The sequence below is a fragment of the Streptomyces sp. NPDC053750 genome (genome assembly GCF_044544295.1).
In the GTDB taxonomy this organism is placed as follows: domain Bacteria; phylum Actinomycetota; class Actinomycetes; order Streptomycetales; family Streptomycetaceae; genus Streptomyces.
The window spans coordinates 37462-55095 of record NZ_JBITXB010000008.1 but is presented as its reverse complement, the minus strand read 5'-3'; the positions used below and the strand labels follow the sequence as shown (position 1 = coordinate 55095).

General features: G+C 67.8%; 16 protein-coding genes and 1 pseudogene. 12 read left to right on the top strand and 5 right to left on the bottom strand.

All coding sequences use genetic code 11. The features are described 5' to 3' along the window. Window positions 1-88: 88 nt before the first annotated feature. Window positions 89-1612: an aldehyde dehydrogenase family protein gene (locus ACIGO6_RS23170; protein ID WP_399879034.1), complete on the top strand. Its 1524-nt coding sequence runs from the start codon at window positions 89-91 to the stop codon at window positions 1610-1612. A gap of 162 nt (window positions 1613-1774) precedes the next feature. Here the strand turns inward: ACIGO6_RS23170 and ACIGO6_RS23165 are convergent, their stop codons facing one another. Together ACIGO6_RS23165 and ACIGO6_RS23160 are read right to left on the bottom strand one after the other, a co-directional pair. After that, a complete protein-coding gene (locus ACIGO6_RS23165; RefSeq protein ID WP_399879032.1) occupies window positions 1775-3169 on the bottom strand; it encodes an integrase in 1395 nt (464 codons plus the stop codon). Further along, window positions 3160-3357: an AlpA family transcriptional regulator gene (locus tag ACIGO6_RS23160; protein WP_073946053.1), complete on the bottom strand. Its 198-nt coding sequence runs from the start codon at window positions 3355-3357 to the stop codon at window positions 3160-3162. Before ACIGO6_RS23160 ends, ACIGO6_RS23165 begins: the two co-directional genes overlap by 10 nt. A 1549-nt stretch (window positions 3358-4906) precedes the next feature. Between ACIGO6_RS23160 and cutA the strand changes: the two genes are divergently transcribed. Continuing rightward, window positions 4907-5227, top strand: a complete 321-nt coding sequence (gene cutA, locus ACIGO6_RS23155) for a divalent-cation tolerance protein CutA (RefSeq protein ID WP_399879030.1) — start codon at window positions 4907-4909, stop codon at window positions 5225-5227. A 74-nt stretch (window positions 5228-5301) separates the two neighbouring features. Here cutA and ACIGO6_RS23150 read toward each other — a convergent pair whose 3' ends face one another. Further along, window positions 5302-6543, bottom strand: a complete 1242-nt coding sequence (locus ACIGO6_RS23150) for a helix-turn-helix transcriptional regulator (RefSeq protein WP_399879029.1) — start codon at window positions 6541-6543, stop codon at window positions 5302-5304. A 281-nt stretch (window positions 6544-6824) separates the two neighbouring features. Between ACIGO6_RS23150 and ACIGO6_RS23145 the strand changes: the two genes are divergently transcribed. After that, a complete protein-coding gene (locus ACIGO6_RS23145) occupies window positions 6825-7184 on the top strand; it encodes an ATP-binding protein (RefSeq protein WP_399879027.1) in 360 nt (119 codons plus the stop codon). Window positions 7185-7246: 62 nt separating this feature from the next. Here ACIGO6_RS23145 and ACIGO6_RS23140 read toward each other — a convergent pair whose 3' ends face one another. Continuing rightward, on the bottom strand, window positions 7247-7747 hold the full coding sequence (locus tag ACIGO6_RS23140; RefSeq protein ID WP_055493703.1) for an SAM-dependent methyltransferase: 501 nt from the start codon (window positions 7745-7747) through the stop codon (window positions 7247-7249). 72 nt (window positions 7748-7819) lie between these two features. Further along, complete coding sequence (locus ACIGO6_RS23135) at window positions 7820-9208, bottom strand: Tat pathway signal protein (RefSeq protein WP_399879485.1); 1389 nt, start codon at window positions 9206-9208, stop codon at window positions 7820-7822. 189 nt (window positions 9209-9397) lie between these two features. On the opposite strand from ACIGO6_RS23135, the gene ACIGO6_RS23130 reads away from it, so the two are divergent. From ACIGO6_RS23130 to ACIGO6_RS23090, 9 genes and pseudogenes are all read left to right on the top strand, one after another. Beyond that, entirely contained in the window at window positions 9398-9889 is a 492-nt protein-coding gene (locus ACIGO6_RS23130; RefSeq protein ID WP_234377044.1) for a DUF6415 family natural product biosynthesis protein, read from the top strand. A 233-nt stretch (window positions 9890-10122) separates the two neighbouring features. Beyond that, window positions 10123-12018: a glycoside hydrolase family 15 protein gene (locus ACIGO6_RS23125; protein WP_399879024.1), complete on the top strand. Its 1896-nt coding sequence runs from the start codon at window positions 10123-10125 to the stop codon at window positions 12016-12018. 26 nt (window positions 12019-12044) lie between these two features. Beyond that, window positions 12045-13142, top strand: a pseudogene (locus ACIGO6_RS23120) (ATP-binding protein); the annotation flags it as partial. Window positions 13143-13473: 331 nt separating this feature from the next. Further along, window positions 13474-13989 carry a roadblock/LC7 domain-containing protein gene (locus ACIGO6_RS23115; protein ID WP_061916021.1) on the top strand — a complete coding sequence of 172 codons (516 nt, stop codon included), beginning with the start codon at window positions 13474-13476 and terminating at the stop codon, window positions 13987-13989. After that, window positions 13986-14390 carry a DUF742 domain-containing protein gene (locus ACIGO6_RS23110; protein ID WP_006143017.1) on the top strand — a complete coding sequence of 135 codons (405 nt, stop codon included), beginning with the start codon at window positions 13986-13988 and terminating at the stop codon, window positions 14388-14390. Before ACIGO6_RS23115 ends, ACIGO6_RS23110 begins: the two co-directional genes overlap by 4 nt. Before the next feature lie 7 nt (window positions 14391-14397). Next, the gene (locus ACIGO6_RS23105) at window positions 14398-15030 is read left to right on the top strand and encodes an ATP/GTP-binding protein (protein WP_189908714.1); all 633 of its coding nucleotides are present in this window, start codon (window positions 14398-14400) and stop codon (window positions 15028-15030) included. Next, the gene (locus ACIGO6_RS23100; RefSeq protein ID WP_334540812.1) at window positions 15030-15671 is read left to right on the top strand and encodes a GAF domain-containing protein; all 642 of its coding nucleotides are present in this window, start codon (window positions 15030-15032) and stop codon (window positions 15669-15671) included. Before ACIGO6_RS23105 ends, ACIGO6_RS23100 begins: the two co-directional genes overlap by 1 nt. Before the next feature lie 87 nt (window positions 15672-15758). Further along, window positions 15759-17012, top strand: a complete 1254-nt coding sequence (locus ACIGO6_RS23095) for an acyl-CoA dehydrogenase family protein (RefSeq protein ID WP_399879021.1) — start codon at window positions 15759-15761, stop codon at window positions 17010-17012. A 140-nt stretch (window positions 17013-17152) separates the two neighbouring features. Beyond that, on the top strand, window positions 17153-17632 hold the full coding sequence (locus tag ACIGO6_RS23090; RefSeq protein WP_165687155.1) for a LuxR C-terminal-related transcriptional regulator: 480 nt from the start codon (window positions 17153-17155) through the stop codon (window positions 17630-17632). Window positions 17633-17634: the final 2 nt, after the last annotated feature.

The window sequence follows — 17634 nt, the reverse complement described above, 5'->3', positions numbered from 1 at the left end:
ACGCAACGTCTCCGCAACGTCCCGCTCCCTAGCCTCGCGCGCAGAGCTGTCCAACGGCGGGCAGCGCCCGATGAGGGAGGCAGACAGGATGACCCGTTACGCGGCGCCCGGCACCGAGGGCGCGATCGTCTCCTACGCGTCGCGCTACGACCACTTCATCGGCGGCGAGTACGTGCCGCCCACGCGCGGCCAGTACTTCGAGAACCCGTCCCCGGTGAACGGTCAGCCGTTCACGGAGGTCGCGCGCGGTACGGCGGAGGACGTCGAGCGGGCGCTCGACGCCGCGCACGAGGCTGCCCCGGGATGGGGCCGTACCTCGGTGACCGAGCGTTCCGACATCCTGCTGAAGATCGCCGAGCGCATGGAGGCGAACCTGGAACGCCTCGCGGTCGCCGAGAGCTGGGAGAACGGAAAGCCGGTGCGCGAGACGCTGGCGGCCGACATCCCGCTCGCCATCGACCACTTCCGCTACTTCGCCGGAGCGATCCGTGCGCAGGAGGGCTCGCTGGGCGAGGTCGACGACGACACCGTGGCGTACCACTTCCACGAGCCGCTGGGAGTCGTCGCCCAGATCATCCCCTGGAACTTCCCGATCCTGATGGCGGCCTGGAAGCTCGCCCCCGCCCTCGCCGCCGGGAACGCGGTGGTCCTGAAACCCGCCGAGCAGACGCCGGCCTCGATCCACTACTGGCTGAGCCTGGTCGCGGACCTGCTGCCGCCCGGTGTCCTGAACGTCGTCAACGGCTTCGGAGTGGAGGCGGGCAAGCCACTCGCGTCCAGCCCGCGGGTGGCGAAGGTGGCGTTCACCGGGGAGACCACCACCGGGCGGCTGATCATGCAGTACGCCTCGGAGAACATCAAACCCGTCACGCTGGAGCTGGGCGGCAAGTCGCCGAACATCTTCTTCGACGACGTCTGGGCCAAGGACGACGACTTCCGCGACAAGGCGCTCGAGGGCTTCACGATGTTCGCCCTCAACCAGGGCGAGGTGTGCACGTGCCCGTCCCGGGCGCTGGTCCAGCGCGGCGCCTACGCCGAGTTCATCAAGGCGGCCGTCGCCCGCACCGAGCTGATCAAGCCGGGGCATCCCCTGGACACCGACACCATGATCGGCGCGCAGGCGTCCAACGACCAGCTGGAGAAGATCCTCTCCTACCTGGACATCGGCCGGCAGGAGGGCGCGAAGGTACTCACCGGCGGTGAACGCATCGAGCACGACGGCGAGTTGAAGGGCGGCTACTACGTCCAGCCGACGATCTTCGAGGGCCACAACCGCATGCGGATCTTCCAGGAGGAGATCTTCGGGCCGGTCGTGTCGGTCACGTCGTTCAACGACTTCGACGACGCGATCAAGACCGCCAACGACACCCTGTACGGTCTCGGCGCCGGCGTGTGGACCCGCGACATGAACACCGCCTACCGCGCGGGCCGCGCGATCCAGGCGGGGCGCGTCTGGACGAACTGCTATCACGCGTACCCGGCGCATGCCGCCTTCGGCGGCTACAAGCAGTCGGGGATCGGCCGTGAGACGCACAAGATGATGCTGGAGCACTACCAGCAGACCAAGAATCTGCTGGTGTCATACTCGCCGAAGAAGCTCGGCTTCTTCTAGAGGCACGAGGAAAGGCGCCTGACCTGGGTTTTCACCCGTCAGGCGCCCTTCGTGCAACCCGCTCTCGACCGGGCCCGACTTGCGCGCTAACTCCCAATTCCTCCCACGACTGCACCCCTCCTGACCAGTGCTTCCGGACCAGTCACGGACCAAACCCCCGGTTCAGCCCTCGGGTACGTCACCTTGACTGACGCGCTGCCACTCGTTCATGGACTGCTCGATGAGACGGTTCGCCTGCTCTCGAAGGCCGTCAAGGAACTTGGCGTAGTGGCGAAAGAGAACCTCGATGCTCTGGCCGGCGCGGCGGGCGCACTCGGCCGGGTCCACTCCGGAGTAGAGCCAGAACGAGATCCCGGCATGACGGAGATCGTAAGGCCGCTTGGCCAGGCGAGAAGTGCGCTCAGTACGGGTCAGGGCGTATTCCCGGGCCCGCGCCCATGTGATGCCGTAGGCGGCAGCGTCCACGTAGTTGCCAGCCTGGTTCCGGAAAAGTCGACCGTCAGGTGCCACGTCGAACCGATTCACATGGGCACGCAGCATGCGTACGAACTGCGGCGGGATGGGAACAGGCCGCGTCGCGCTTACCGCGCGACGCTTGAGCGAGTGCACCTCGTGCACCTCACCGTCGTCGGTCCACTCCTTGCCAGACGTGACGACCCCGCCCGAGAGGTTCAGCATCCCCCATCCCGTCTTTGGCAAGTGGCATTGCTCGATCCGAAGGTGGATGACCTCAGCTGGCCGCATAGCCGCGAAGTACATGCAACCGAAGAATGCTTCAAGATGAGGACCCCGCCCCCGCTGGCGAGCAACGGCCTCGAGCAGCCGAAGCACCTGGGCCGGATTGGGAACGGCGGCCGGATCCACCTCCTCATTGACTGCTGGCGCCTGCCACCGGAGCCCCTTGAGGGGATTCTCTGCGAAGTACCCCTTCTCCACTGCAGTGTTGAGAGCTTCGTTGAACGCAGCCCTCTTGCGTCGGGCTGTTTTAGCCGCAGCCGCCTTGCCGTCCAGCTTGCGGCACATCGCATCGAGGGCCCGCCTCAGAACGTCGGCTTCCGCGAGGGCGCTGACCGGCAGCGAGTTGCGCTTCATCCAGTCCAGCGCGTGGAGCCACTCCTCGGTGGGCTCGCACTCCCAGGCTTTCTTGTTGAATGCCCACGAGTACAGGGCACGCCGCAGTACCCGTGGATCGGAATACGCTGCGCCGGGGCGTACCAGGGCGGGCGTGACCGTAGCGAAGGCATCAGCCAGGGTGCGGCGGGTGTTCCCTGGCGTGCGCTCCCATCTTTGCTCGATGTATTCGTGCACCAGGTCGTACCACGTAGTGCGCTGCTTGATGGCCCGCAACTCGGATGCTGGCAGACCTGTGTGCTCGTCAAACGGCTCACCCTCGCGCGCGGCTGTCATCAGCTTCGCACGCCGGCTGTCAGCAAGCGCGAACGCGATGAAGGACTCAGACTTCTCTCGCCCGTTAACCGTCCACCGAATCTGGAAAGGCTTGCGCCGGTCGGGGCGCTCACGTATCTCCCAGAAGCGGATGCTATAACTCATCGCCATCCAGGCGTATCCCTTTCACACGCATCCCACCACGCATCCAGATCGGCGCGGCGGCAGCGCAGTTCACCATTGGGCAGCTTGATCATTCGGGGTGCCTGACCGCGAGCGCGCAGGCGATAGAAAGCCGACGGGCTCATCCTGATTTCCGCTAGGACCTCGGCGAGCTTGAGCGCAGGTGGACGAGCCATTGATGTTTCCTCGGATGTTCCAGATATGTCGGCGGCCCAAGCGGCAGTGCTCGACTTGCACCCACTCCGCCGCAACTGATGGGCAAACTTTGTCAGTTACGGGGACTACTGGTCGCCGACATGAAGGGCCATGGTGTCCGAACGGCTCCACCGCCAAGCACAGCCGCTCTGAACACCTCAATGGTCGTCACGATCGCCGGTTTGGCCAACCGGCGATCGTGGTCTATGTTGCGCCCCGCAGGGCAACTCACGGACGATTGCAACGGACGAAACACAGGGGGCCAGTCGGCGCGATCGGAGAACGAGGCCGCGCCGTCCGTCACGAACACCCCGAGTCCGTTGTCAACGCGGTCGCACAAACACAGAGGCACAGCGCCGGGGAGGAGCGGCGCAATCCTCTCGCTCCGATGTGGTCCATACGTTCAGGGCGCCAAGTGCCGAGCAGATGGGGGCGTTGAATCGGACCGATCGGAGAGCGGCATTCGACAGGGGTGCTCCTTGGGTCGGGGCCTCCGCGATGAGGCCGAGCAGCGCGAGGTGTCGGACGCCGTCATGGCCGACGTGCACGTCGGCCTGGAATCCTGAATCCCGCCACTGACCTGGCATTTTCCGGGACGTTGTACGTTGACATATTCCCAGAGGGGGTTCCAGTCCTTCGGGGCTATTTCTCGTCTGCCGTGGGCGAATGCCGAGCCGCGGGAAGACCAACCGAAAGACGCAGGGGGCGTTCCGTCGGAGAAGAGGGGCAAGGCGTGCTCCTCCTTCACCTGACTCGGTCGCACCGTGATGTCGATGTGCACGATGCCAGGGACCAGCCCGGACGAGCGGCCGGCGACCTCCGAAAAGAAGGCGGCGGAGGTCGCCGGCTACGCTGCAGACATATCAGTGGAGGGCGCAGGCAATTGGGGAGCGAAGTGAAACTGAAGAGCTACAACACCTGAGTGTCGGAGTGTTCGTGAGGGTTACATGGATCCCTCTCCATTTCCAGGGTCACGGCGCTGCACGGCCATGCAGGCAGTCGACACGGTACTGAGCCTCTGCTTGCCACTCGGTCGCGTGGCCTCATACGGGGCTTTGTAGGTCGCCATGCGCAACTTGCGAGGAGGAACTCGTATCCTTCGCACCTCGGTGACGTCCGTGCCGTACGTCTCGCGAAACTGGGCGTACTCGGTCTTGGTGGCCGCGTCGGCCGTCGTCATCTCCGCGGCCATAGAGTCAAGATCCCACTCCGACGGCACGACGGGGACCCGCTTGAAGTCCATCAGTAGCGGACGGGCCGTCGTGCGGTCGACGTTCACAGGTCACGCACTCGGGTGTGCCCGCGGCTCTGTGCCCCCCTAATTGCGGGGTTCCGCTTTCGATGCCGCAACTACCCGTGACCGTCCTTCGACAGGGGCGTCGCCGCCTCGATGGCTCGGTGACCCGCATGATCACGTCGCTCTGTTTAGCGGATGGTCCGGCACGGCCGGGATGATGCTGTTGCAGCAGCGTGACGTGTGCCCTTGACGGCTCGGTAGAGTCGCGGTAACTGAACTGGAGAGGTAATTGCATGGCCAACGAGATTGTGATCGCGCAGACGACCAGCGACAACGAGGATCAGGCGAAGGCGTTGGCCCGTGGCGCGGTCGAGAGCAAGCTGGCAGCGGGCGTTCACATTGATGCGCCGATCACAGCCTTCTACTGGTGGAAGGGGAAGGTCGAGACGGCGCAGGAGTGGCGGATCTCGTACATGACTACGACGGACCGTCTCCCGGCACTGGAGGCGTGGCTGCACGAGAAACACCCCTACGACGTTCCCCAGTGGATCACGCTGCCCGTGACCGGCGGGTCGGAGGCGTACCTGTCCTGGGTTAACGAGGAGACGGCATAGGTTCTGCGGAGCGCCGGGCCGCCCGTACGACGGCGCTCGCGTCCTGGGCTTACCCGCCTACTGCGTGTGGGGTCTCAGGATGCGAACTTCCTTAGATGGCGGCCGAGTTCCTGCTCACTGTCAGGGAGCGACGAGGCGATAGTCGATGCGCGCTCCTTGCCCATCGTGTTGGGCTTGGCCTCTGCAGCTGCGACGAACTGACGTGACACGTACACCCCTTGATCGACGTCCCCCCCACGCAGTAGGGCCGTAGCGAGATCACCGAGGACCACGACGCCCCCGTCCGGTAGTCCGTCTCCGAGGCGGTCGACCGCGGTATCAGCTGTGGACGTGAGCTCGGGACGCCTCAGCTGGCCGTACACGGACAGGGCCAACGAGTCCATGCGGTATGGAGTCACGAACCTGACCCATGCCTGCTCGCTGGCGTGGTCCGCGAAATCGTAAGCGAAGCGCGCTCGGTCTAGCGCCCGGAGCGCCCCCACCTCGTCGCCGGCCGCCGCAGCTTCTTCCGCATGCCTACCGAGAACCCAGGCGGCAGCAGTAGCGTTACCGTGGCCGCGCACGTCGTTGGCGGCTTGGGAGAGGAACTCCATCTTCGCCTTTGGCGTCAAAGCGCCGTAGCTGCTGTAGGTCAGGGCCAGGGCTCGGAGTGGAGGATGCCCGGCAGCCGCCGCGCACTGCGACGTGACTTTGTAGTAGGCGTTGGCTTTGTCGTGCTCCCCCAGGTCCCAGGCCACCCAACCGGCCAGAGCGGCGGTTTCACCGGCGGCGATGGTGAGAGCGCCTTCGTGATCGCCTGCACGAGGTAGGGCCGCAGTGATCGCGTCAAGATGCGACTCGACCGTTTTTTGTAGCCGCCGCGCGCTGAGGTTGAGTTCCTGGACGTGCAGTTCAGCGGCTCGGTCGATGAGCGCGGCGGCAGCGGGCGAATCGATCTTGGCCCCCTTGCTGAGGGCGAAGGCGAGGCGCCCCCAGGGCTCGGCGGCCACGCTCACGCCGATGGTGGCGCTACCCAGGAGCGTGCGACGCTTCACGGCGTCTTGCTCCTCCCCTGCATCGGCATGCCCCTTTCTCTTCCGAGCGCGGGCGGCCTTGGCCTCTCGCTGCAGTTCCTCGAAGGGGACACCGCAGGCCGCCGCGATGTGGCCGATCGTGTGGTTGGTAGGAATGTTCTCGAAGTTCTCATAACGGCTGATCTCTCGGCGGGTCATGGTGTCCCGGCCGGAGACAGCGTTGATCGCCTCCGCCTGCTCCTCCTGAGTCCGGCCCGCCTCCTGCCGAAGCCGGAGGAGCAGGTCGGCGAAGGGGTCTGGCATGAGTGTGACCTCTGTTGGTGGGCGGAATCCAATCATGGCCTCAATTCCCCCCTGCAGTTTCCCCCTTGACATATTTTTCCCCCTCTGGATTCCCCTGGTCGACGGCGTCGCCGCGCGGTGCCATAGCCCACATGACCAGGCTCCAAGAGGCGGCCCCGCCCGGCGGGGGCATCCGTAGCTGTGCGGCTACAGCAGGCGCGTCATGCGTCAGGCCGGTTCAGGAAGACGAGCCCGGCGCATGGGCGAGGGCAGAGGTACCGGCGGCATCCCATGCCTGTCAGGTGGCCCTTCTCCCCGACCTCGCGAAGATCGGGGAGATGCGGCGCATAGCCAGGGCGTTCCTGCGGCGGTGCCGTGTTTCGGAGCCGGTGGCGGGGCTCGTCGTACTGGCCGTCTCGGAGCTGGTCACCAACGCCGTAGTCCACGGTGAGGGCGAAGTCGTGCTCCGCATCACGGTGGGCGTCGACGTGGTGCGTGTCTCGGTAACCGACCACAACCCGGCGCCCGCTGTGCTCAAGGAAGCCGGACCCGACGGTGAATCGGGGCGCGGGATCCGGCTGGTCGATGCGATCTCAGACGCATGGGAGAGCAGCGGCGAGGAGACGTGGTGTGAGTTCCAAGACGCGAGGGCTGCAGCTTGAGCCAGACCTCCAGTTGGTTGCCGACGATGCAAATGGCAAGCCGGGCAGCTCAGTCGCTTCTGTCACACAGGGCGCTCCGAGGGCCGTTCGCTTGCCTTCGCCCAGTAATTCGGTTCGAGCATCTCGCCGGGCCAGGCGGGCTGACGGATCGGGCCACGAGGCCCCATCTGTTCGAAGTACGGTGCCAAGTCGATCACGGGCGTTCCGTCTACAGCATCGAGATCGGTGACCAACAGGTCCCGTCCCTCGACCTCGAGCAGCCGCGGGTAGCTGATCGCCAGTTGATTGGGACGCCGATGGTTGCGGTGGACGAAGGTACCGGTCGACGGCCAGTCCGGATTCCCGCGGGGGCTGCGTGCGTGGAGCTGGACGTCTTCCGGTCGCGCCAGGTGGAAGAGCCAGGTCACCGTCAGGTGGGAAAACTCTTCGATTCCCTGCAGCGTCTCAAGGGGGTACGCCTCGTTGAGTCGGATGACCGACTCGACTCCGCCCTGGTAATCGTCCTGAACGCGGGTGTGGCCCCCGACCACCGTTGCGATCGATTCGACCTCGTACGTTGCCATCGGCGCTCGTTCCTCTCTAACGGGGTCGCGTGTTCAGCAGCTGCCGTCAATAGCTGCGGACGTGCCCTGTGGTCAGCCTATGGCGCGCAGCATTTCCCGCGCCCGGCGGTCCAGTTCGGCGACGTGGCGGCCACCACGTTGCCGCACAGGCGAGAGGTCGCTCTGCATGCGGACGATGACGTCGCGGGCGCGGCCGGACTGGACGCCAGCCATGGCGTCCAGTGCTTGTCCCCAGGTACCACATGCCTCAGCGAGGCGTCCCTGCTGGACCTGGACAGCACCGAGGTAGCCGAGGGTCACACTGTGGGTACGGGCATACTGCTGCCGCCGGCGGGTGGCGACGCTGCGCTGGAAATGCAACTCCGCGTCGAGAGGATTTCCCAGGTCCCGCAAGGCACACGCAGTCTCGTGGGCGAGGGAGGCTTCCTGGAAGAAGCTGACGCGGTCGGGGGCACCTTCGTTATCGGCACGTGCGAGGTCCCTCTCCGCGCGACTGATGGCCGCGAGAGTGCCGCGGCGGTCGCCGCCGGCGGCCAGGGCGCGGGCATGGACTACCGCGAGCAGGGCCTTCTCCCGCGAGCTGGCCTGGCCGTAGTGGGTGCGGGACATGGAGGCATCGGCCAGGTCGAGCGCTCTGCGTGGGTGCCCGAGGTCGACTGCTTGATGGGCGAGGGCACGCAGGATGTGGCCGCCCAGCGGTCCGTCTGCGGCTTCGGCCGCAATGCGTGCGGCGAGGGTGAGGTAGCGCTGGGCGGTCCGATGCTCGGAGGCGTCGAAGGCCATCCAGCCTGCGAGGTAGGTCATCTCTGCCACGGCCGAGTACGTATCCCGGCGGTGCTGTTCCGTTCGGAACCTGCTGCCCAGGAGCGGCACCGCTTCGTCGCGAAGATGGCCGGCCAGGGCCGAGCGCCCCGAGGCTCCACCGCGCTGCTGGTCCCTCGCGGAGTAGAAGGTGGTCAGTTTGCGGACATCGTCGATGTCAGCCTGAGTCACCAGCCGGGAGGAGACTGCAGGGCGCGAGGCCGCCGCGGCCGGGGCGGCTGCCCACCATGGAGCGGCAGGCAGGACGAGGCCGGCGGCCGAGTACGCGGTGGTAGCCAACAGCTTGCGTCGGTGCATGTCCAGATCGTCGCTTCCCAGCTCGGCCAGCACGGTCAGAGGGTCGACGCTCCAGTCAGAACTACTGTCAGTGGATCCTGTCGGCCCATCTTCCAGTCCGAGGTCAGCGAGGGTGAGGCGTCGGCCGAGCCTGCGGGACAGCGTCTCACGCAGGATATGAGGCGCTCGTCCACTGGGCTTCGTGCCCTGGACCCACATGGCGATGTGGGAGCGGGAAATAGCCTCCAGTTCGCGTACACCGCTCTCCGCGGCAACGCGAGCGACCGCGGCGGCTGCTTGGGGCTGGGACCAGCCCGCTTCGCGCAGGAGCGCGGCAAGGGCGACGTTTCTCTCACGGGCCATGTACTGCCCCTCGGTTCCGAAATGATCTTTGACGCCTTTGACGGCCTTGAGGGCCGCGTAGGCATACCCCCTGACAGGGATTCGCGGTTCGCTCAACGTAGCCGCAGGATCACTCACCTTGCACGTCAGTTGCCTGCGGTGCACAGCGTTCCTCGCTCAAGTTGGCTTGATTCACCTAGGAGTTGCGTCATGCGTCCCTCGCTGGCCCTTCGCCGGGCGTGCCAACTGAGTGATCAGGGAAGGAGAAGCCACGCCCTTGGTGAGCCCATCCTGCGACGTGACCCGGCGGCCTCGGCGACGGAAACGGTGGCGCTCGTGCTGGGCGAGGACTCGCCGTTACCCGATACTGCCGCCGATGTGGAAGACCTCGCACTGCGGCTGCGAGGACACGTCAGCCAGCTCGGAGCTCTGACGCCTTCGCAAGAGCCGGCCCTGCTCCGTGCGCAGCAGCTCTGTTCGGGCGGCCTCCCCGATGGCTACATGCCCAGCAGGGTTCATCTGGTCAGGCTGGCCGAGGCGACCCAAGACCTTATCGCTGCCGTGCAGGCCCACGACGTGGCCCCTGCGAAGTCGGTCCAGAGACGGCGCTGGTGGAAGCCGCCGATCAACGTGCTGCGCGGCGCGGTCTTCGCTCTCGCCCTCGCGTGCGTGGTTCTGGCCGCGTCGGTGCCCCGGACATGACCGCCGCCGGGGCAGTTCTGATCGCGCTGATTCTCGGTCCCATGGCGTGGCTGGCTCTTCGTGGTGAGCGAGTAACCGGCCGCATTTGCTCCACGGGACGTGGATCCCCGGCCGGGGCAGAACAGACCTCCCCCGGACCGGTAACCACCGTGCCTCTCACACCGACACTTCCCGGCCGCCCCGGCGGCCCCGAAGCCACCCCCGGGTCCACGGGGACTACGGAGACCCACACGATGAAACGCCTCCCGCGCATCGAGCAGTACGGCCTGATCGGCGACATGCAGACCAGTGCCCACGTCTGCGACGACGGTTCGATCGACTGGCTGTGCCTGCCCCGGTTCGACTCGTCGGCCGTCTTCGCCGGCCTGCTCGGCACGCACAAGCACGGCACCTGGCAGATCGCCCCGGCCGCGCCTGGCCCCTCCGGGCCCGGAGCGGTCACCGAGCGCCGGTACCGCGGTGACACGCTCGTCCTCGAATCGATCTGGCGCACACCGGCCGGGTCGGTCCGCGTCCTGGACTTCATGCCGCCTCGCGACGGGGCACCGCAGGTGATCCGGATCGTCGAGGGTCTGGCCGGTGAGGTGGCAATGGTTTCGGCCATGCGTCCGCGGCCGGGATACGGCAGCGTCAGCCCGTGGATCCACGAGGCCGATGGGCGCATGGTCGCGGAGGCCGGCGCGGACGCACTGTGGCTCGACACCTGCGTCCCGCAGGCGGAGAAGGACGGGGTCGTCGTCAGTGCCTTTGCCATCCGCGCCGGGCAGAGCGTGGCGTTCGTGCTCAGCTGGTGCCCGTCCCACGCACCGGCTCCGGAGATCCCCGACCCGCACGCGGCGCTCACCGAGACGCTCGCCTTCTGGCAGGACTGGACGCAGCAGTGCACCTACGACGGCCCCTACCGTGAGGCCGTGGTCCGTTCCTTGATCGCACTGAAGGCACTGACCTACCACCCGAGCGGCGGGATCGTCGCCGCGCCGACCACCTCGCTGCCCGAGGAGATCGGCGGCCGACGCAATTGGGACTACCGCTTCACCTGGCTGCGCGACGCCGCTACGACCCTGGCCGCGTTACTGGAGACCGGCTACCGGCAGGAGGCGCAGGCATGGCGGCGCTGGCTTCTGCGTTCCGTGGCCGGCGACCCAGAGAACCTGCAGATCATGTACGCGATCACCGGAGAGCGTGATCTTCGGGAACGGGAGTTGCCCTGGCTGCCCGGGTATGAGGGCTCGACGCCGGTGCGGGTCGGGAACGGGGCGGCGGACCAGCTCCAGCTCGACGTGTACGGCGAGGTGATCGAGACCCTGTACCTCGCGCACGAGAGCGGTGTGGCCCACTGTGCCGACACCGCGGTCCTGCACCAGCGGCTCGTCGAGCACCTGGCACAGCGCTGGCGGGAGCCCGACGAGGGGATCTGGGAGATCCGCGGGGCACGCCAGCACTTCGTCCACTCCAAGGTGATGGCCTGGGTGGCGATCGACCGCACCATCCGCCTGGCCGAAGCCGGCGCGCTCGACATCGACCTGGCCCGCCTGACCGAGCTGCGGGCAACCATCCACCACGAGGTCTGCACCAGGGGCTTCGATCCGGTGCGCAACACCTTTACCCAGTCCTACGGTTCCAAGGAACTCGACGCCGCCACGCTGCTGATCCCCCGCGTTGGCTTCCTACCGCCGAACGACCCGCGCGTCATCGGCACCGTGGACGCAGTGCGCCGTGAACTCTCCACGTCTGACGGGCTTGTGCGCCGTTACCCGACCATCGGCGACCACACCGGGGTGGACGGCCTGAGCGGAGACGAGGGCACATTCGTCCTCTGCTCCTTCTGGCTCGTAGACGCCCTGGCCCTGACCGGCCGCCTCGACGAGGCCCACGCCCTGTTCGAACGCCTCCTCGCACTGCGCAACGACCTCGGCCTCCTGGCCGAGGAGTACGACCCCGTCCAGCAGCGCCAGCTCGGCAACTTCCCGCAAGCATTCAGCCACATGGGCCTGATCCAGAGCGCCCGGCTGCTTCAACTCCTGGCGACGCAGTCCTCCCACCGCGGCGCGGTCGCGTTTCCGTCACCCTGCTCGACCGCACGCAGCACACACAAGACCTGCGCAGACCTGACGCTGCAGCACGCCTAGCCACCCCCACCCTGACGAGGATTCCCATGCCTGACAGCGCCTTTTCGGCACGGCCGGCCGCCACCGGCCACCGCCGACGGCGGCCTCCGATCAACGCGTTCACCCTGCACCGTGTCCACCGCGCCGTCGCACTGCCCCTAGTGCTCCTTGCCGCCCTGCTGGGTGCCGCCTTCACCCTCTGGTCGGTGTCCGCGGTGGGCCCCGGCTGGCTCCTGACCGGCCTGATCTGCGGACTCGCGGGCGTCGCCACGATGGCGGCTCGCGGAGCGCGAACGGCCGCAGGAGCCATACAGGCAGCGGCGGAGGAGGCCCGGGCAACGGCACTTGCAGCAATCGCAGGGGCAGCCGCGGCCATCGAGAAGTCGGTGCAGTGGTCGGCGGACGAGCTGTGCCGCGGGGGACGCCCGCCGCTGCCGGACCTGCAGGCGCCACCTGCCAGCCCTGACGCCGAGATTGACAAGGCGTTGAGTGTTCTCCAAGTGCGGGCCGTCGCGTCGTTGATACGGGTGCACGACGAGTCCCAGTCCGTCGTCCTCCTGGAAGTGCTGCGCCGCCTGGCCATGCGCGAGCACGCCTTGGTCGGCAAGGCACTTGAAGCACTGAGCCAGCTGGAGATGCTGACCGACGACCCGGAGCTGCTGGCCAAGATCTTCGAGATCGATCACCTCGTGACGCGGATGCGTCGCCAGGTCGAGAGCACGGCGGTGCTGGGCGGGCAGTCCCTGCGCAGCGTGCGTCGGCCCGTTCCCGTCAAGAGCGTGCTGCGCGGCGCCGTCTCCGAGGTCGTGCAGTATCCGCGGGTGGCGGTTGCGGCGGGGTCCGTGGGCGCGGAGCTGGGCCTTCCCGGCCATGTGGGTCCGGACCTGACGCACCTGCTGGCTGAGCTGATCGAGAACGCCTGTGAGTGTTCCGATCCGGCTACGAAGGTGATGGTGCGTGCGCAGCGGGTGGCGAACGGGTTGGCGGTCGAGGTCGAGGACCGGGCCATCCCCATGCATCCGCAGACGCGAGCGCAGATGAACCACCTGCTCCAGGCCCCCGAAGAGGTCGACGTCAGCGGCCAGGTGCGAGCGGGGCAGCTCGGCTTGCTGGTCGCCGCGAAGATCGCCCAGTCGCACGGGCTGTCCGTTCTCCTGCAGGAGAACGTGACGGGAGGCACCACCGCCCTGGTGGTCATCCCGGCACGGCTCCTAGTAGCGATTCCCTCCGTCGACGATGCGAGCGCGCTGCCCCAGGACGCCCGCCCCTTGGCGCCGCAACCGCAGCAGGTTGCCGCGACTCCAGCCACTCCGAGGCCCAGGGCTCGCAGCCGCCTTCCGCACCGGCATCCAGGCCAGCGGGCAAGCCGGTTCTCCCACCGCTTCGACAGAGCACCCCAGGCCCTGAACCTCGTCCCTCCACGTTCCCGGTGGCCGTTACATCCGCTGGCCCTTCCCCCCTTCTGGAGCGATCCCTATGAGTACCCACCCCGCGATGAACAACGTGACCGGCGACGCACCCGCAACCGAGACAACGGCAAGCGGACAGCGGGACAACATGGCCTGGCTGCTGCGGCAGTTCGCCTCCGACACGACGGGCGTCACGCACGCCGTCCTGCTCTCGCGGGACGGACTGCGGCTGCTGGACAGCGACGTCGACAAGGACTGGGCGGACGAACTGTCGGCCGCCATCAGCGGAGTGGCCTCACTCGCGGCGAACATCACCGGCCCCACCCACAAGAAGAGGCCGGCGAGGCAGGTCGTCATCGAGCGAGACGACTGTCTGATCTTCGTCCAGAGTTCCGGTCGCAGCGCGGCCTTCGAGGGCCATCCCGGCAACGAACGGGGAGTGGTGGACACGGTCCTCGCGGTGATCGCGACCATGGACGCCGATGCCGGCACCGTCGGGTTCGAGATGGGGCGCCTGGTGCAGAAGTTCGCCCCCTACATGCAGATCCCCGTCCGCGTCGGCACGGGTGATGAGGTCCGGTGACCGCACACGGGAGCGCGGCCGAGGATTCGACATTCGTGCGGACCTACACCCTGACGCGCGGTCGCACCCGGCCACGGCATCTGCTCGGCCTGGACACGGTGCTGGACGCCGGACCCGGGCGGCCCGGCCCGGGCCAGGCCGAAGAATGCGCAGAGATCCTCGCCCTGTGCCGGGAGCACCGGCGTTCGGTGACCGAGCTGGCGGGCCGACTCGGCCGTCCCGTAACCGCCGTCAAGATCCTTATCTCCGACCTCCTGGACGCCGACGCCCTGGTCGTCCCCGTCACCGCCTATGCCGCGTCCGACGCGCATGCACGTCCCTCTGCACAACTGCTGGCGGCCCTATCTGCCGGCCTGAAGAGGAAGTGGCCCGATGCCATCGCCTACCCCCAGGCCGGGTGACCCGGCCGTGGTGCTGCGGCCGTCGTCGCGCCCGCGTACCGGTGCACCGACCGTGCTTAAGGTCGTGATCGCTGGCGGTTTCGGCGCGGGCAAGACCACCGCCGTGGGTGCCGTCAGTGAGATCACGCCGCTGAGCACGGAGGAGTACCTGACCGAGGCGAGCGCGGACGTGGACAGCCTGGCGGGCGTCGAGGCCAAGCAGACCACCACGGTCGCCTTCGACTTCGGTCGCCTCAACCTGCCCGACGCGCCCGTGCCCCTGGAATTGTTCCTGTTCGGCACGCCCGGCCAGGACCGGTTCGTCGACCTCTGGTACGACCTTTGTCGCGGAGCCGTCGGCGCGGTCGTCCTGGTCGACACCCGCCGCCTGGAAAGCAGCTTCACCCCCGTCGGCTTCTTCGAGGACATCGGCCTGCCCTTCGTCGTCGCGGTGAACCAGTTCGACGGAGCACATCGTTACCCCCCCGAAGAGGTCCGCACCGCCCTCGAACTGCCCGCCTCTGTGCCGGTGGTCACCTGCGACGCTCGCGATCCGAACCACGTCGCTGGCGTCCTGCTGACCCTAGTTGGCCACGCCTTGAAGAGCGCATCGGCAAGCCCCGCTCGCCCCGCATCCACTACCACCTTTCAGGACGCCTGATGTCGTATCAGCCCAACGATCCCTACCGCGCACGGCAGATCGCCCCCCTCACGCAGTCGCTGCCGCGACGCACCATGCGGGAGGTCACCCATGGGCCATCCCTCCCCGCCGGCGCCGCCGTCCCCGTCCCGCAGGCCCAGCAGGCGAGCGAGCTGGCGCAGCGATACGAGCTGCTGGATCGCCTAGGCGTGCCCACCGCTGCCAGCGAGGACTTCGACGAACTGGCCCGCGACATGGCCACACGAGCCGGGTTCCTGTACGGCTTCGTCAACCTCTTCCTGGAGGAGCAGACCTTCGTCGGGCTGCACCAGCCGCCCGCGGACAGCGGGTACGTCATAGTCGGCCGCACCATGAGCCGCGACCACGGCTGGTGCCCGGAGGTCATGGCCCGCAAGAAGGCCCTTCCGCTGCACGACGTGCACGCCAGCCCGCGCTTCAGCGGCAACCACGTGGTCGACGCGGTCGGGATCCGCTCCTACTTCGGTGCCCCGCTCATCCACGACAGCGGCACCGTGCTGGGCACGGTGTGCGTCATCGACCCCGAGAAGCGGCCCCTGAGCGAGGCCCGACGGCTGAGAGACATCGTCATCAACGCCGGCGTCCGGGTGATGGACCACATCGCCCGCGCGCCCGTCCGCTAGTCCGTTCCACGCCCCCCCACCCGGGAGCCGCAGGCGATCCCCGGCCGCTCCACCGTGCGACCTTCATCCAGGGAGAGGGAGACGACCATGCCCGCCACACCCACCACGCCGCCGCCGGCGCTGCGCCCCTATCTCACCGCCCGCCACGAACTGCTGTGGGACGAGGCGGACGCCTTCGCGGCCGAGCACATCGCGCCGCGCGCCGCACGCATGGAGGCCGCCCCCGGCAGGGTGGAGCGCAAGGTCGCCGACCTGATGGCCGCACGACGCTGGTTCGCCGTCACCGTCCCGTCCTCCTTCGGCGGGCTGGGCGCCGGACACGTGGCCAAGACCATCCTCGTCCACCGCATTGCCCGCGTCTCGGCGGCTGCGGCGGCCATCCTCCAGGCCACGCTGATCCCCGTCGGCGCCCTGCTGCACTTCGCCACCTACGAGCAGAAGGGCCGCTGGCTGCCCCGCGTAGCGGACGGTTCACTGCTCTTGTCGATCGCCGTGACCGAACCGCGAGCCGGCGGGCACATTGGCGGCATCGAGACCATCGCCGAGCACGTCGGCAACCAATGGGTGATCACCGGCAGCAAGATCCACATCGGGAATAGCCACCTCGCGGGAGCCCACCTCGTGGTCGCCCGGACCGCCAAGGCAGGCGTGAGCACCTCTCATGCGCTGACCGCGTTCATGGTCGAATCCAAGCGCCGAGGGCTCTCAGTCGCCGACCACCGTCCCGGCCTCGGCCTGCACGGCTTCTCCGCCGGCCGCCTCGACCTCGATCACGTCCGCGTCCCCGAGGAAAACGTGGTCGGAGAGATCGGCCAGGGGCTGGGCGTAGCGCAGAGCAGCAGCATCCTGTATGGCCGTCCCAACCTGGCCGCAGTAAGCCTGGGAATACACGAGGCAGTCGTGGCCGCCTCGACCGCTTACCTCAAGGCGCGCTCCCGCTACCGGGGCGCCCTCTCCGATCTGCCGGTTCTGCGGGACCGCATCGGTGACATGGAGGCCCGCCTGCGCGCCGGTCGAATCCTGGCCTATCAGTCCGTGCACCTCCTCGACCAGGGCCTGCCCTGCGACACCGACCTGATCAACGCCAAGTACCTCGGCCACCAGTGGGCGATGCAGTCAACCCAGGACGCCATGGAGCTGCACGGCGCCCACGCCCTCAACGGCGACTACATCCTCCAGCGCCTGTGGCGCGACATCCAGTTCACCTACCCACCGGCCGGAACCGGCGAAGTCCAGCGCATACGCCTCGCCGACGCCGCCTTCGACGAGGCCCACATCCAGTGGTCAGAACGTCTCGCCGCCGAAGCGGCGTGGGCCCGCCCCGACCCGACAGCCGCATGAGCCCCCGTGTGCGGCGCCCCGTGAATCCAGACCGCCGCGCACGGGCCCGTGTCGCCGGCCCCCGTCCCCCGCGGGGTCCGGCGACACCCCACCCGATATCCCTCAACCCAGCCGCGAAAGAGACACCCGTGACCCCGCGCATGACGACCAGCGCACCGATCACCCCCCTGACCCCGACCCAGCAGCGCGTCGCCCAGCACCTCGTGGACGGCCTCGGCCCTCAAGAGATCGCCGCGAGGACCGGGCTGTCGGCCGTGACCGTCCGCCAGTACGTACGCGACATCCGGGAGAGCCTCCACTGCCCGCCCCGCTGCAAGCCCCCGGTGATCGTGCACTTCCTGTGCAACGCCCGGCAGGTCGCTCCGCCCACAACGGACAGGCCAATGCCGGAACTCAGTCCAGAGCAGCAACTGTTGCTGCGGGCGGTCGCTGAGCACAGCAATCCCAGCGACATTGCTGCCATAGCCAAGATCGCGCCCGCTGACGTGCGAGCCGCACATGACGAACTGCTCGACAAGACCGGGGCGGCCAACACCACCCAACTTGTCGTCTGGGCCCACGCGTGGGGCCTGCTGGGCGCCAGGCGGGCCACCACGATGGAGAGCGGAGCGAGCCAGTGAAT

Bases quoted from the DNA above. Each gene is read 5' to 3' on its own strand.
- ACIGO6_RS23125 (WP_399879024.1), top strand. From the start codon at position 10,123: ATGAAACGCCTCCCGCGCATCGAGCAGTACGGCCTGATCGGCGACATG.
- ACIGO6_RS23115 (WP_061916021.1), top strand. From the start codon at position 13,474: ATGAGTACCCACCCCGCGATGAACAACGTGACCGGCGACGCACCCGCA.
- ACIGO6_RS23165 (WP_399879032.1), bottom strand. From the start codon at position 3,169: ATGGCGATGAGTTATAGCATCCGCTTCTGGGAGATACGTGAGCGCCCC.
- cutA (WP_399879030.1), top strand. From the start codon at position 4,907: ATGGCCAACGAGATTGTGATCGCGCAGACGACCAGCGACAACGAGGAT.
- ACIGO6_RS23095 (WP_399879021.1), top strand. From the start codon at position 15,759: ATGCCCGCCACACCCACCACGCCGCCGCCGGCGCTGCGCCCCTATCTC.
- ACIGO6_RS23090 (WP_165687155.1), top strand. From the start codon at position 17,153: ATGACGACCAGCGCACCGATCACCCCCCTGACCCCGACCCAGCAGCGC.
- ACIGO6_RS23170 (WP_399879034.1), top strand. From the start codon at position 89: ATGACCCGTTACGCGGCGCCCGGCACCGAGGGCGCGATCGTCTCCTAC.
- ACIGO6_RS23100 (WP_334540812.1), top strand. From the start codon at position 15,030: ATGTCGTATCAGCCCAACGATCCCTACCGCGCACGGCAGATCGCCCCC.
- ACIGO6_RS23130 (WP_234377044.1), top strand. From the start codon at position 9,398: ATGCGTCCCTCGCTGGCCCTTCGCCGGGCGTGCCAACTGAGTGATCAG.
- ACIGO6_RS23140 (WP_055493703.1), bottom strand. From the start codon at position 7,747: ATGGCAACGTACGAGGTCGAATCGATCGCAACGGTGGTCGGGGGCCAC.
- ACIGO6_RS23150 (WP_399879029.1), bottom strand. From the start codon at position 6,543: ATGCCAGACCCCTTCGCCGACCTGCTCCTCCGGCTTCGGCAGGAGGCG.
- ACIGO6_RS23135 (WP_399879485.1), bottom strand. From the start codon at position 9,208: ATGGCCCGTGAGAGAAACGTCGCCCTTGCCGCGCTCCTGCGCGAAGCG.
- ACIGO6_RS23160 (WP_073946053.1), bottom strand. From the start codon at position 3,357: ATGGCTCGTCCACCTGCGCTCAAGCTCGCCGAGGTCCTAGCGGAAATC.